At 62.6% G+C, this 14,009-nt stretch carries 8 protein-coding genes; 5 read left to right on the forward strand and 3 right to left on the reverse strand.

The window, feature by feature from the left end; genetic code table 11:
- Positions 1-47 precede the first annotated feature (47 nt).
- Both I5803_RS13300 and I5803_RS13305 read right to left on the reverse strand, forming a co-directional pair.
- The gene (locus I5803_RS13300; protein WP_196986823.1) at positions 48-4,211 is read right to left on the reverse strand and encodes a type ISP restriction/modification enzyme; all 4,164 of its coding nucleotides are present in this window, start codon (positions 4,209-4,211) and stop codon (positions 48-50) included.
- 52 nt (positions 4,212-4,263) lie between these two features.
- Positions 4,264-7,392: a helicase-related protein gene (locus tag I5803_RS13305; RefSeq protein WP_196986824.1), complete on the reverse strand. Its 3,129-nt coding sequence runs from the start codon at positions 7,390-7,392 to the stop codon at positions 4,264-4,266.
- A 488-nt stretch (positions 7,393-7,880) separates the two neighbouring features.
- On the opposite strand from I5803_RS13305, the gene I5803_RS13310 reads away from it, so the two are divergent.
- Both I5803_RS13310 and I5803_RS13315 read left to right on the forward strand, forming a co-directional pair.
- Positions 7,881-8,615 (forward strand): HNH endonuclease, encoded by a 735-nt coding sequence (locus tag I5803_RS13310; RefSeq protein ID WP_196986825.1) that lies wholly within the window; start codon positions 7,881-7,883, stop codon positions 8,613-8,615.
- Positions 8,616-8,676: 61 nt separating this feature from the next.
- Positions 8,677-9,351 (forward strand): 3'-5' exonuclease, encoded by a 675-nt coding sequence (locus I5803_RS13315; protein WP_196986826.1) that lies wholly within the window; start codon positions 8,677-8,679, stop codon positions 9,349-9,351.
- Here I5803_RS13315 and I5803_RS13320 read toward each other — a convergent pair.
- Entirely contained in the window at positions 9,305-10,186 is an 882-nt protein-coding gene (locus I5803_RS13320) for a sigma-70 family RNA polymerase sigma factor (protein ID WP_231402415.1), read from the reverse strand. The genes I5803_RS13315 and I5803_RS13320 overlap by 47 nt on opposite strands.
- A gap of 137 nt (positions 10,187-10,323) precedes the next feature.
- Between I5803_RS13320 and I5803_RS13325 the strand changes: the two genes are divergently transcribed.
- The 3 genes from I5803_RS13325 to I5803_RS13335 all read left to right on the forward strand — a co-directional run bounded on the left by I5803_RS13325 (position 10,324) and on the right by I5803_RS13335 (position 14,007).
- On the forward strand, positions 10,324-10,623 hold the full coding sequence (locus I5803_RS13325; protein ID WP_196986828.1) for a hypothetical protein: 300 nt from the start codon (positions 10,324-10,326) through the stop codon (positions 10,621-10,623).
- 79 nt (positions 10,624-10,702) lie between these two features.
- Entirely contained in the window at positions 10,703-13,108 is a 2,406-nt protein-coding gene (locus I5803_RS13330; RefSeq protein WP_196986829.1) for a penicillin acylase family protein, read from the forward strand.
- Positions 13,109-13,116: 8 nt separating this feature from the next.
- Positions 13,117-14,007, forward strand: coding sequence for a DUF2785 domain-containing protein (locus I5803_RS13335; protein WP_196986830.1), 891 nt, complete (start codon positions 13,117-13,119; stop codon positions 14,005-14,007).
- The last annotated feature ends 2 nt before the right edge of the window (positions 14,008-14,009 follow it).

Below are 14,009 nucleotides of genomic sequence, written 5' to 3' on the forward strand. Positions count from 1 at the left end.
AACGAAGTCATCTATGAGATCCTGTTCGGGCGATCTGTTTGCCATAGTCAAGTCTTAGCAACGCGAATGCCGTCGGCAGTCAGTTCGAGCTGACCGCTACGGGCAAGGGAGCGCAACAGAGACTCGGTGGCCTCGGAGATCTTGGCCCCCGTGCGTGCGTAGCCCAACCACCGGGCCAAGACCTTGGGCACGTCAGCCTTTTCCACCCAACCACGTTGCGAACGCAGCGCTGCGAGCAGCTGTGATTTGAGATGATCGCGCTCATAGCGATCGATGTCGCGCACGAGCAGGCCAAGCGCGCCACCCCTGTTCTCGGCGATGCCACGGCGAACTGCACGTCTAATGGCGTCATCCAGGACAGCGGCGATGGAGTTGCTCATTCGCTGGTGGCCGAGCGCGCGGGCCGCTTGGCGGATCAACGCATCGCGAGAGAGTGGGTTGCCCGCGTCAGACAGCGCGGCACGCAAGGCGCACATCGCGGCGCCATCCTCCAGGTCTGACTCACCGGCACCGCCGTGACTCGCCGGCGGCGATTTCGGCTGTCTTGCAGCGCGCTTCTGTGCGGGCTCGGGCTCTTCGTCGGCGTCCAGGAATGATTGCTGCCCGGGCTGGGCGGCGCGGCGACGGGCACGCGGGCGCGCCGCTGCCTGAGCGGCCAGCACCTCTGCGCTGGGCGGCCGGTGGTTCAAACTGAAAGCGCCGCCTTCGCCTGCGCCCTTAGGCCAACCTCCGTGGCGCTCGACCACCGCATCCACCTGGTCCATCAACCCTTGCGTCGCTTGCAGTGAGGCATAGATCCGCCGCCAGTGAGCGATGTCTTCGTCGCTCAGTGAGCGGCTCGCCTTCCGGCGGTCGTCCAGCCACTTATGGAGAACTTGGTAGCCGCCGACGCTGTGTTGCCAGACTGATTCAAGCACTCCGTCGAATCCGCTGGTCGTACTAATCCGAACCTTACCAACTGGACCGTCCTTCGTTGCACGAATGTCCGCGAGGCCACGGCTCTTCTCGCCAACCTGGTCCAGGGCCCTGGCGTTGCCAAAGAAGCTCGGTAGATCTGTACCTCTTGGCTGCTCGTTTCGCGTAATCGCCAGCGCAACGGGATGCGTTAGCGAATGCCATTCAAGCAATTGTTTTCCCAATCGCGACAGATCATCAAATGCGGTACGCGAAGCCGGAATCGGAATGCGCGGGAAGTCACCCTTCAAGAACTGACCGTAGCGCTGTCGATAGCTTGGGCTGTGCAGAACGGCATAGAGATACTGAAAGACCTTTTCTGCGTTCAACGCGGCGCCTTGCTTTTCAGCATGCCAGTCAAAATCAGTCAAACCCATCGCATCGCGAAGCGAGCGGATGAACCGGACGTCAAGGTTTGGTGAGCGGTTCGGAAGGGCGGAAACGAGATCAGTCTCGTGTAAGTCCCGTCGGTCACCGTCTGGGTGATACAGCCAGAGCGGGAATATGTAGTTCACTTCCTTGAGTGAGACGGTGTGATGCTGCGTAATCTTTGTGGAACAGAAAACGTGCTGGTAGATCCCGGGAATTTCAGTCGCCCGGGGGACGGAGATTCCCACGTTCGGCCCGGCCAAGAAGTGAGCGGTGGCGCGCTCACGGCGGTGTACAGCCACGTTGCTGTCATAGATAGTGACCCGGTCATCAAACGGGCGATATAGCACAGGGACTATGCGGCGCTTCCATGCCCCGGTTGCAAGTTCTCGCTTCGCCCGGTCATAGCTCCATTGGCTCTGTGTGCAAAGCTGAAAGAGCTGCCTAGCCTCATCTTCAGATCGCGTTGCGAGCAAGGCTTCAACTTTTTGGCGGGCGTTTTTGGCATCCCAAGAGATTGCAAACTCGTCGTGTGTCGTAACGATTCCAGGAGCAGGATCACCGTTCGGACTGAAGATTGTCGGTAGTCCCCAACCCGCTTCGTATTCCGCGCGGCCCACCTGCGCTTGGGGCTTGAATAGCCAGAACGGTGCGTTCGGTTCGAGAGTCTCGGGCTTTTCCCCATGGAGCGACATTGTGGCTAGGCGCTCGTACTTGCTGCTGCGCATACCCAGCACATCCAGGCTACGAACTGCCGATGCGAGCCCAGAGCAACGCGCGTATAACGCCACCGCGGCGCCTTGAGTGATGTCGAAGACGTTCTCATCTTTGGAACCGTCCTCCGCCTTCTCCTTCTTCTTGCTATTACCGTGCAAGTCAACAACCCAAATTGCACCGAAGGTGTCCATTAAGTGCCGGCGCATGCCCTTGAAGGTCGGGTTATCGAGATACGAGTGGTCAGTGATGAAGCCCAGCACCCCCGCGCGTGCCTGAACAACTCGCTGCTCTGCGAAGCGAATGAACTTCACGTAATCGTTTTGCAGCCACTTCGCCTGCCCTGGCTTCTGAAGGTCAGGGTAGCCGCGTCTGTAGTCATGGACAGCCTCGACAGCCTCAGCCACGTTGTTGTTCACCGAGTGCCCAGAATACGGAGGATTCCCAATCACCACGGTCGTCGCTAGATGCTGCTTTACCGCATTAGCCGCCCGTGCCTCATGTGCCAGCATTGGCGCCATCAACTCAAACTGCGGCTGAACGTCAGTGGCAGGCTGCAGCGAGTTGGTCAAGAAAACCCGCACACGGGGACCACCTTCAGGGAAGCGATAGCCAGTGTCCGCCAGCTTGAGCCCAAGCTTCATGTGCGCGATTGCGTAAGGGGCCATCATCAATTCGAAGCCGTGCATGCGGGTCAGTAGATGGTCACGAACGTACGTGTTCCATAACTCCAGTTGCTGCGCCTTGCTTTGCCCCGCTTTCTGCCACTTGACCAACATGTGGCGATGGATCAGGTCGATGAACTCAACGAGGAAGGTGGCGGTGCCCACCGCCGGGTCCAGTATTTGGACGAAGGCGCTCTCCGCCAACGTGCCGGCTGGTAGTTCCAAGCCAGGTTTGCGGCGCAGCATCTCGCCCCAAGTGATGGTGCTGGCCAGCCCGTCTTCGATGCCGAACTCGTTCTGCAGCACCTCGTGCACGCTGCGCACGATGAACTGCACGACAGGCTTTGGGGTATAGAAGACCCCGCGCTCCACGCGCATGGCGTTGTCATAAGCCGTCAGAAAGTCTTCGTAGAAATGGATGACGGGGTCGTCACCGGGGCGGGCGTTGTTGAAGCTGACCAGCACGGCATCCATCGGCGCCTGCCGCAGTTGTTCCACCACGGCATTGACACCGAGTTCATCGAAGTCGATGCCCGTTCCGCGCGCGCGCCCTTTCATGCGGCTGCGGCCGGATGCGGCCAGGAAGTCCTGGAGCAGGTCCTGCAGGAAGGGGTTGGTGCTAGGAATCATCAGCGCCGCGTCGTCGGCCACCAGCCCCCCGCTGCTGCGCGAGACGCGTGCTGCAAACAGGCCATAGGTGATGGTCTGGGCGTACATGTCCGCGAAGCGGTCGTGCGTCAGGTCGGCCATCAGGTTGGCCTTGAACGCCTGGTACAGCGCTGTCAACGGCCCGGACGGGCCCTCGACTGCGAGAACCTCATTAGCGCGGGTTCGGATCGCCCGGGCCAGGTAAGCCAGGGCCAGTGCCAAGTCCTTTGCCGTGGTGACAGCCTCTCGGTAGCGCAGGCGAAAGGCCGAAGACCACCGCTGGCGCCAGCGTTGCTGACCCTGCGGGGTGTCGCCGTCTGGCGGCCAGCGCAGGTGATCGCGCATCGTGTTGGCAACACCTGCTAAGGCCAGGTTGGTGTCGGCGCCGTCCCAGCCCAGCACACGCAGTGTGGGCAGGTCACCTCGGTCCGACTCATCGGTGAAGTGCGCCAGCGCGATTTCGCGGTCGTTGGCGGGGCCGAAGCTAGAGATGAACAGCAGGTCTTGGGCATGCCAACGCTGGCGGCCCTTGTCCTTCTCGCGATTGCGCAGAGACAGGCCTTGCAGGACACGCCGCAGCACCACCATAGGCAGGCGTTGCTTGTCGAACTCGACGAAGAAGATGCCCCAGGGCTGTCCACTGGTGAGCGGACGCAACTGCTTGATGGTCTTGATGGCCACCTGGTGCTCGGGCTTGATGCCCAGTTCCTCGGGCTCGTAGTCGTAGAACGCATCGTCGATTGCTTCCAGGTCCACCGGCCAGTTCAGCTCGTCATGCAGGTAGCGCACCAACGACGTAATGCTGGTGGCGCTACGAAGACGTTCGATCAGCGGGTCTTGCGGTGCGACGCGGGTTGCCATGTGGTGAGTCCCTGTGTGTTGATGATTCTTGTTGTGCGGAGAGAGACGAATCTCAGTTCAGCTCCATCCATGCGATGAGGCTGGGGCCGACGCCGGCAGGTGCTTGCACTTGACGGAAGTGGCCATTCTTCAAATACTTCTCGGCCTTGACCCGAACCTCAGACAACGTTGTCTGAGTGATCACGGTGTGCCGTGGTGTCTCTGGCGTGCAGGCGATCGCTCGGTCAATGGCCGATGCATCAGTGTCGGGTTTGTCGGCCTCAACGTCGTACATCAGCCATTGATTCGTACCGGCTTCTAACGTCCAGGCGTCCGCGTCGAGTTCAGCATCTGTCTTGGCGGGGTCGCGTCCGGGTAGGCCGAAGCAGAAGAACACAGCGCGGGTACCAGGTTTGAGGTGCTGCTTCCCGGAGAACACTCGACCGGGAAGCGCTTGCAAGCGCTCCGGTAAGTCTGGATGCGCTCGCAGCAATGCCTGGTACGCCAGGTGCATGTTCTCTAGCGGGCTTGGAGCGCCTTCGTACTGGTGGTTGAAGTCCTTCAAGGCTTCGTAGTCGTCATCCGGCGTCAATAGCTTCTTGCCCTCAATGCCCAGAGCCTTGGAGATGACCAAGGTCTTGTGCGACACTTTGCTATACAACGCTAGCAGGCTGTCGAGCTCGTCCGGAGGCAGGAAGTTCCAGTACGCTACCGTGCCGCGCAGTTCCTTTACTTCTGGGTGATCTTTCACGATCTGCTTTTCGATCTCCGGATTCAAGCGTCGGTCGACCCGGCCGATGCGTTGCATCAGGCGTACCGGATTCCAGTGCAGGTCATAGTTGATCAAGCGTGTAGCGTCTTGGAGGTTCAGGCCTTCGGACAGCACGTCCGTGGCAATCAGAACTCTCGTCTCTCGCCTTCCTTGTTTCGCGAGTTCGGGACTGCTCATGCCGTTGTAGTAGGGCGCGAACTGGCGGATCACGTCGCTGCGGCTGGTCTTGGTGGCCGAGTCGATCTGGTCGATACCCTGGATGCCCGCGGCCTCCAGCTCTTTCGCTAGATAGCGAGCCGTTGCCATGAACTCGCTGAAGATCATCACCTTGTGCTTTTTGAGGACCGAATCCTTCTTCAGCAGGTCGATCAAGGCGCGAAGCTTGTCGTCGTGCTTGGGCTCGAACTGGCGCAACTCGGTGAGAAAGTCGGCAAGCTGGTCCAAGTCTTGAAGCGATTCCGCGAGCATTTGAGGAACGTCGTACTCATCGCGATCCAGTTCCGCGGCAGCTTCCAGCAGCTCGTCGGGCACGACATCCTCATCGACATCCTCATCGTCGATCACGCCGAAGAGCGCCTTTTGACGGGTATCGACCAGGCCAAGAAGTTCATCGTGACGACGTTTCCAGCGTTCGTAGGTGTCCTTCTCGTGCTTGGTGGTGCTGTTCTTCTGTACGAAGGCCATCACCTTCAACATCAGTTGCTGGCATGACATCTCGAATGCACGCGCTGAACTCTCGAAACGCTTGAGGAACAGCGTGCGGATTAGAGCTACCACCTGCTTCTGGCGGTTCGATGCGAAGGGGTCGATGTCCTTCTGATTCTTTAGGTAACCCAGCGGGTAGTACATCGGCAGCACGAACAGCGGTTCCTTCTTGTTAAATGCTTTTTCAAGCTTTTTCAGCAGGTTGCCGTATGTCTTCTTCACCGAGTACGCAGCCACCTGCGGGTCGGTTCGACTCGGAAAGCTTGCCGAATTCTTGGAGCCTTGGGCTTCCTGGCTACGCTTGACGTAGGCCCGGCTACGCTGGACCACGAGTTCGCGAAACAAGTCATCGTGAGCCAAAAGGTCGGCAGCCTCGAACTCGGGCAGCTCGGCTTGCGTGGACATGTCACCGCCGACGCGCTTGCTGAGGTCCTTTTCAAGTTTTCGGAAGTGGCCAGGCAGCGAGTGGATGCCGAGCGTTTCCTTGAAATGGTCGGCCCGACGGCGCGAGAACAACTCTATCAAATGCTGCAGATCGATCAGCCGATTGTTGATCGGGGTTGCGGTCAGCAGGAACAGCTGCTTGTCTTCGGCCAGATCGAAGAGCTTCCAGTGGCGGGACGGAGCCGTTTCACCCTCACCTTTGACGCCGATGTTGCGAAAGTGGTGAGCCTCATCGACGATCACCACATCGGCTTTGCTTTTCAGGACCGCCAGCTTTTCGGGCCAGTCGCCCCCGCGCTGTAGATCCGTGTGATTGATGATGACGAGATTGGAGAAGTCGCCGAAGAGGTGCGGCAAATATCGCTTGAGCGTGAACTCCCAAACCGGTTCGCGGCCTGACTTCGGCACCACTAGCAAGACACGCTTGCGGTCGTGCTCGATGAGGCGCTCGATCAACATCAAACCGACGAATGTCTTGCCCAAGCCGACGCCATCGCAAAGGAAAGCGCCGCCATGCTTGCCGGCAATTTTCAGCAGTGAACCGTAGCCGTCGCGCTGGTATTGGTCGAGCTTGCCGTACATGGCCGACTTGCCCTGCTCCCATTCGCCCGCGGTTGCTTGGTGGTTGCGAAAGTAGGCTTCCAACGCTTTGGCATACACCTCGAACGGCAGATATTGCCGCGTATGGCGCTCAATGACTTGCAGCACCTCGTCGGAGATGTCGACGGCGTCTTCCCAGTGCCTATCGAACCACTCTTGCAGCAGGTCCACTTCGCGACGAAGCTGCACGTTCAACTCGACATTGGCAGTCAGGCCCTGAGCGGTGAAATTGCTCGAGCCGACGAGAGCAGAGGAGCCGACGACCGCGAGTTTGGAGTGGGTGATATAGGCCTTGGCGTGGAACTTCTTCTTGGCATAGACCCGGCACTTGATCTTGCCGCTCTTGATCGCTTCGACGATCCCAGACACGCCAGTCAGAAAGTCGTTCTTCAGCTTTTCGTTCTCGATACTGCCGTCTAACAGGCGCTGCACCCTCGACGACCCTTCGACAAGCGCCTTGTGCGTTCGCTTGGTCACCTCGTCACCCATCAGGATGCGGATCTCTTCAAGGGATTGCCACTGTCCGTCAAGCGCGAGCAATGACCCGATTTCGAAGTAGCCTGTGGCGATGTCAAATCGCGAAGAGATTGAGCACCACTCGCGAAGGTAGTTGACAACCTTCCAGTCGTCCTCGCTGTTGTCGACGATGAATAACTCGCTTCCTGATTTTTGTTGGGTCATTTCTTTTTGAGGTAAGTCTGGTGATCTGGTTGCCGAATCACATGTGCGCAGTGTTGGCCGCTCGACTTTCAGCACATGGGTCTTGGCGCAAGTATCTAAGACTTTCGATCTCGTCCCAACAGTGAGCACGACTGTTCACCGTGTAATTCTTTAGTGCGTCGCTAGCAGCGACATCGTTTCCCCGTCGCATTCTGTCTTTAAAAGCTTCTGTTAACAAGCCGAGCGCACTTTATGAGGGATAACCGAGTCCTCACATGACGCTGGTACAAATTTTCCAAAAGGAGTGGGCAGTTATGGCGGTTGATCAAAGGTCTGGCCGTTTGACCAACCCAAAATGGACCAGCCTTGAGGAGAGACGCCGTTAGATCGGGGGTATGCAGCGCGTGTGCGTTGCGCTCTACGGTTTGGACAAAAGGGGATCTGGCAATTCATTGAGCTTGCCTGGCGCGTCCGGCGAATTGAGAATGGCCTAGTAGTTGGAGAAGTTTATGGCAGTAACCAGCGGTCCCGGGAACGGGTTTTGGACAAGAGATGAGACCATCCTCGCGTTAGACCTGTATTTGCGCGCAGGTCATTCGTTGGATGCGGGTGATTCGCGGGTTGAGGAGCTGTCGGCGTTTTTGCGCAGCTTGCCTTTGCATCCGCCCGAGAAGCGCAAAGGTTCGTTCCGAAATCCCGCTGGTGTCGCATTCAAGATTGGAAACCTGCGCTCTGTTCAGACAGGGAAAGGCCTCAAGAACGTTTCGGCAATTGACAGGGAAGTTTGGGCAGAGCTGGGGGACCAGCCGGCAAGGGTGAACGAATTGGCTGCGCAGATTCGCCAAGCTGGTACTCAGTTGACTCTCCTGCCTCCGAATCACAGCGCCGAACTAGCCGACATCGAGGACGAGCACTTCGCTGAGGGCGGAGCCACCGTTGTTTTGCATCGTCGGCTGGAGCGGGCGAAGAACATGCGTTTCAAGCTACTTGGTAAGAGGCAGAAATTGGGGCCGCTCAGGTGCGATGCTTGCACGACTGCCTCGCTTCTACCGGATGTGAGTATGGCGCCGGCCGCATTTGAGGCACACCACATCCGACCACTTGGAGTGTCTGGAGAAACGCAAACTAGCGTCAAGGATCTGGCTCTCTTGTGCGCAACATGCCACCGGCTCATTCATCGAGCAATGGTTGTAGGGAAGCGATGGATATCGCTGCCAGAATTCAAATCGCTCATTGGACATTGATTGCAAAGACGGCAATCGTTAAGCACCGGAATGCTGGCCACAACCACCTACACTCCGCGCTATGCCCACCGCCATCCTCGACTTCGAAACCACCGGCCTCTCCCCCGCCATGGGTGACCGCGCCACCGAGGTCGCCATCGTCCTCATGGACGACAGCGGCCGGGTCGTCGATCGCTTCCAGTCCCTCATGAATGCGGGCGTCCGCATCCCGGCCTTCATCGAGTCCTTCACCGGCATCACCAACGAGATGATCGAGGACGCGCCGCCGGCCGCGGACGTGATGGCGCAGGCCAGCCGCTTCGTGGGCGACGCGCCGATGGTGGCGCACAACGCCTCCTTCGACAGGCGCTTCTGGGCGGCGGAGCTCGAGCGCCTGGGCTGCGACGCCGCGCCCGCCAACCGGCACGCGCGCTTCGCCTGCACCATGCTGCTCTCGCGGCGGCTCTACCCCGAGGCGCGCAGCTTCCGGCTCGGCTCGCTGGCGGCGTTTCATGACTTGCCCTCTGCCGGCCGCGCCCACCGCGCGATGGCGGACGCCGAGGTGGCCGCCGCCCTGCTCGCGCGCATCCAGCGCGACCTGGAGCGCCGCTTCGACGTGTTCGACTGCCGGCACGAGCTGCTGGTCAAGCTGCAGAAGGCGCCCAAGGGAAAGATGCCGGATGCGATCCGCGCGTTCTTCGCATCGCTGCCTACGCCAACCCCTCCCCCGCATACCGCGCATACCGGAAATCCCTGATCCCCGTCACCTTCCCGCCCTGCCACGCCAGCACCACCGCATACCCCGGCGCACCCGCGCCTTCCTCGGCCTGCGTGTCCACCCACAGCCCGGGCCGGCCCTCCACGTTCATCGGCGTCACGCGCAGCCCCTGCGTCATCGCATAGCGGCTGAAGTACTCGCCGTCGCGCATCTGCATCGGCTTCCTGCGCGCCACGAGGTCCAGCCGCACTTCTTCCGCGAGCATCTCGCGCAGCCCGTCGAAGTCCCTCGCGTTGAAGCGTTCCGCATACGCCGCCAGCAACGCCTGGTCCTGCGCGGTCAAGGGCGGAGGCGCGGCCGCGTCCTCTGGCTGTTGCGAGAGCTCCTTCAAGCGCGTGCGTCCGCGGTGCAGCGCCGCCTTCACGGCCGGCACCGTCGTGGCCATCACGTCGGCCGTCTCCTCCAGCGCGTAGCCCAGCACGTCCGCCAGGATCACCGCGCTGCGCTGCGCGGGCGGCAGGCGCATGAAGGTGCGCAGCGCCGCCGTCGCCACATGGCGGCGGTCGGCCTCCTCGCCCGCGCCGGGCAGGCCCTCCACGTCCTTACCCCAGGCCAGCACCGCCTGGTCGCGAGTGCGCTGCCGCAGGAAGTCCATGGACGCGTTGTGCGCGATGCGAAAGAGCCAGCCTTCCACGTTCTGCACCGCCGCCGCGTCGTAGCGTTCATTGGCCTTGATGAGCGTGTCCTGCACCACGTCCTCGCCGTCCAGCGTGGAGCCCGTCATGCGCGCGCAGTAGCGGTGCAGCCGCGCACGCAGCTGGGCCATGAGCTGCGGGAAGTCCGGGTCGGGCAGGGTCGGGTCGGGGGTTTTCATGCGGTCCATGGTAGTAAGACGTTCCGTGCCGCGCAAAGGATGCGGTGCCTCGCAAAAATATTTCCGGATCGTTTGCGCCTTGCGCATCGTCTTGGCTTGTACGCACGGTCCGTGCGGTTCAACCCAGGAGTTCGACGATGAGAACAGTGATGGTTCGCTACAAGGTCAAGGCCGAGGCAGTGGCGGAGAACGAGCGGCTGATCGCGGCGGTGTTCGCGCAGCTCGCGCGCGACAAGCCCGCCGGCGTGCGCTACCAGGCGCTCAAGCTGCCGGACGGGCAAGGCTTCGTGCACTTCGCGATGAGCGAAGCCAATGTCAATCCGGTGACGCAACTCGAGGCCTTCAAGCAATACACAGCCGGCATCAAGGACCGCTGCGAGGAATTGCCGGTGTCGACGGTCGTGCAGCAGGTGGGCCTGTACGACGGGCTGGCCTAGGTGTCGCCGGGCGGCTTGACGCGCGGCGCGCGCGGGGTCTCTAATGCCGTCGGCTTCACAACAACACAGAGACAAGCGCATGCGCACCCACTCCATTCCCTTCTTCGCCCCCACGCTCCTGGCCGCCGCCGCGCTCACCGCGTGCGGCAACATGCCCGCCTCGCCCGGGCGCACCGTGCAGATCGAGCGCACGGCCTACGGCATCGCGCACATCACCGCGTCCGATTACGAAGGACTCGCCTTCGGTACGGCCTACGCCTACGCGCAGGACAACGTGTGCCAGGTCGCGGATGCGCTCGTCACGGCGCGTGGCGAGCGTTCGCGGTACTTCGGGGCGAACACGCCGGGCGTGCTGGGGCTGCGGACGATGCCCAACGTGCAGATCGACCTGTTCGTGCGCGGGCACATGGACGACGCTGCGCTCGCAAAGGCGCGCGAGAACCAGGGACCGAATGCGAAGGCGGCGTTGAAGGGGTATGTGGCCGGCTACAACCGGTTCCTGCGGGATACGCCGGTGGGCAACCTGCCGGGGGATTGCAAGGGGGCGGCCTGGGTCACGCCGATGACGGAAGGGGACCTGGCGCGGGTGACCGAGAACTCGATGGTGCTCGGTGGGGTCGGGGCGTTGGCGGATGCGATTCTGGCGGCGCAGCCGCCGGGGAAGACCGTGGGGGGTGTGGCGCCCGGTGCCCTCACCCCAACCCTCTCCCAAAGGGAGAGGGAGCAAGTCAAGGAGGTGCTGGCGGAATACAGCATCGGGGATCGCGGGGCGTTGGGCGGGGAGCTCGGGTCCAACGGCTGGGCGTTCGGGCGCAACGCCACGCCGGACGGCGCGGGGGTGCTGCTGGGCAATCCGCACTTCCCGTGGGTGGGCAACAACCGCTTCTGGCAGATGCACCTCACCATCCCCGGCGAGCTCGACGTGATGGGCGCGACGACCGGCGCGAGCCCGGTGGTGACGATCGGCTTCAACCGCGACGTCGCGTGGACGCACACCGTCTCCACCGGCAAGCGCTTCACGCTGTACGAGCTGACGCTCGACCCGGCGGACCCGACCACCTACATCGTCGACGGCCAGAAAAAGAAGATGGTGTCCCGCGTCGTCTCGCTGCCCGTGCCTGCCGGCGCGCCGCCGGTGCAGAGCACACAGTGGCTCACCGACTGGGGCCCGGTGCTGGTGATCCCGCGCGCGGGCCTCACGTGGAGCGCCGCGCGCGCGTATGCGATCAAGGATGCGAACACGCTCAACGCGCGCTCCGTGGAAAGCTGGCAGCGCATGGCCAAGGCGAAGTCCGTCGCCGAGCTGCGCGCGGCCATGGGCAACCAGGGCATCCCGTGGGTCAACACCATCGCGGCGGATCGCGCGGGCAATGCGATGTACGCGGACTTGTCCGTGGTCCCCGATGTTTCCGCCGACATGCTCAAGCGCTGCGCGCCGTCGCCGCAGGCCGCTGCACTCTTCAACGCGGCGGGCCTGCCTGTGCTCAACGGCTCGCGCAGCGACTGCGCGTGGAACCGCGATTCGGCGGCGGCCATGCCCGGTATCGCGCCTGATGCGCGCATGCCCGTGCTCGTCACGCCGGACTGGGTGCAGAACAGCAACGACAGTTTCTGGCTGAGCAATCCGTCCATCGCCGCGTATCCCGCCGTGTCGCCGATGGTGGGGCTGGTGGGCACGGTGCAGCGGCTGCGCACGCGCAGCGCGTTGATGGAGATCCCGGCGCGGCTCTCGGGCACCGATGGTTTGCCGGGCAACAAGATGGGCGTGAACGAAGTGCGCAGCGTGCTGTTTCGCGACAGGAACCTCGCGGGCATGCTGGTGATGGACGACCTGCTGGCGGCATGCCGGTCGTCGGACGCGAGCTTGAACGCGCAGCAGCGTGAGGGATGCGCTGTATTGGCCAAGTGGGATCGCACGAGCAATGCCGCTTCCGCGGGCGCGCCGCTCTTCCGCGAGTTCTGGCGCAAGGCGAAGGACTTGCCGAATGTCTGGCGCGTGCCCTTCGATCCGGCGAACCCGGTGACGACGCCCGCTGGTTTGAAGATGTCCGATGCGACGGTAAGTGCCGCGGTGTTGAAGGCGCTCGACGAAGCGGTGGGCATCGTGAAGGCGGCGGGCTATCCCGCGGACGTGACGCTCGGCCAGGCGCAGTACCGCGACGTGCGCGGCACGCGCGTGGCGATCCACGGCGGCGACGAGTTCGAAGGCGTGTTGAACAAGGTGGAGTCTCAGGGCCAGGCGACGCTCACGGCAGGCGGCTATCGCATCAACTACGGCAGCAGCTACATCCAGGCGGTGACATTCGATGCGCGCGGTCCGGTCGCATACGGCCTGCTCACGTACGGTCAGGGCAGCAGCGCGGATTCCCCGCATGCCTACGACCAGTTGCCGCTGTTCTCGAAGAAGGAGTGGGTGCGCCTGCCGTACCAGCGCGAAGAGGTGCAGGCCCAGCGCGTCGGCCCGGCGATGGTGCTGCCGTACTGAGGATGTTCATGAGGACCGTTCTCGTCGCGGCCGTGCTGGCCGTCTTCACCCTGTCCGTGCAAGCCCAATGCCCGCCATCGGGCGAGACCGCCGCCTCGCTGCAGGCGCACAAGTCCCGTGGGTGGAAGGGCGGCAAGCTCGATGACGCGGCGTCGCGCAATGCCCTCGCGCTGGGCCTGCTCGATTGCCTGCGCAGCCCCGACCCGCTGCTGCGCGACGAGCTCGCCTTCGACGGCTTGCAGACGATGATGCGCGCGGGCCAGGTCGAGCCGCCGGCGATGCAGCAGATGCGCGTGCGCCTGCTGGCGGAGCTCGCGCAGCCCGACGCCTCGGGCTTCGGCCAGCCCTTCTCCGCGCTGGTGCTCGCGGAAGTCGTGCGGGCCGACCGGATGCGGCCCTTCCTGTTTCCCGCGGAGCGCGAGGAGATCGTCGAGCGTGCGAGCGCGTGGCTGGCCGGCGTGCGCGACTACCGCGGCTTCGATGCGAAGGAGGGCTGGCGGCACGGGGTGGCGCACGGCGCGGACCTCATGGTGCAGCTGGCCGTGCATCCGCTCCTGCAGCGCGCCCAGGCCGAAACGATGCTGGGCGCGATCGCGTCCCAGGCCGTGCCGCCGGGCGAGCATTTCTATCGCTACGGGGAGGGCGAGAGGCTGATGGCGCCCGTGTTCTACCTGGCGCGTCGCGGCTGGTTCAGCGCGGAGGATTGGGAGCGCTGGCTGGCGAGCGTGGTCGGTCGCGTGCCGCAGGTGGAATCGCCCACGCAGGCCAGTTTGGCCGCGCGCCACAACGCATCAGCCTTCCTGCAGGCGCTGTACGTGTCGGTGATGGAGAGCGGCAACGAGGACGTGATGCGCGCGTTGATGCCGGGGCTCAAGCAGGCGATCAAGACGCTGGGCTGACG

The organism is Caenimonas aquaedulcis (genome assembly GCF_015831345.1).
Classification (GTDB): Bacteria; Pseudomonadota; Gammaproteobacteria; order Burkholderiales; family Burkholderiaceae_C; genus Ramlibacter; species Ramlibacter aquaedulcis.

Coding starts and splice junctions, on each gene's coding strand:
- I5803_RS13300 (WP_196986823.1), bottom strand. CDS start 4,211: ATGGCAACCCGCGTCGCACCGCAAGACCCGCTGATCGAACGTCTTCGT.
- I5803_RS13310 (WP_196986825.1), top strand. CDS start 7,881: ATGGCAGTAACCAGCGGTCCCGGGAACGGGTTTTGGACAAGAGATGAG.
- I5803_RS13335 (WP_196986830.1), top strand. CDS start 13,117: ATGAGGACCGTTCTCGTCGCGGCCGTGCTGGCCGTCTTCACCCTGTCC.
- I5803_RS13325 (WP_196986828.1), top strand. CDS start 10,324: ATGAGAACAGTGATGGTTCGCTACAAGGTCAAGGCCGAGGCAGTGGCG.
- I5803_RS13320 (WP_231402415.1), bottom strand. CDS start 10,186: ATGAAAACCCCCGACCCGACCCTGCCCGACCCGGACTTCCCGCAGCTC.
- I5803_RS13305 (WP_196986824.1), bottom strand. CDS start 7,392: ATGACCCAACAAAAATCAGGAAGCGAGTTATTCATCGTCGACAACAGC.
- I5803_RS13315 (WP_196986826.1), top strand. CDS start 8,677: ATGCCCACCGCCATCCTCGACTTCGAAACCACCGGCCTCTCCCCCGCC.
- I5803_RS13330 (WP_196986829.1), top strand. CDS start 10,703: ATGCGCACCCACTCCATTCCCTTCTTCGCCCCCACGCTCCTGGCCGCC.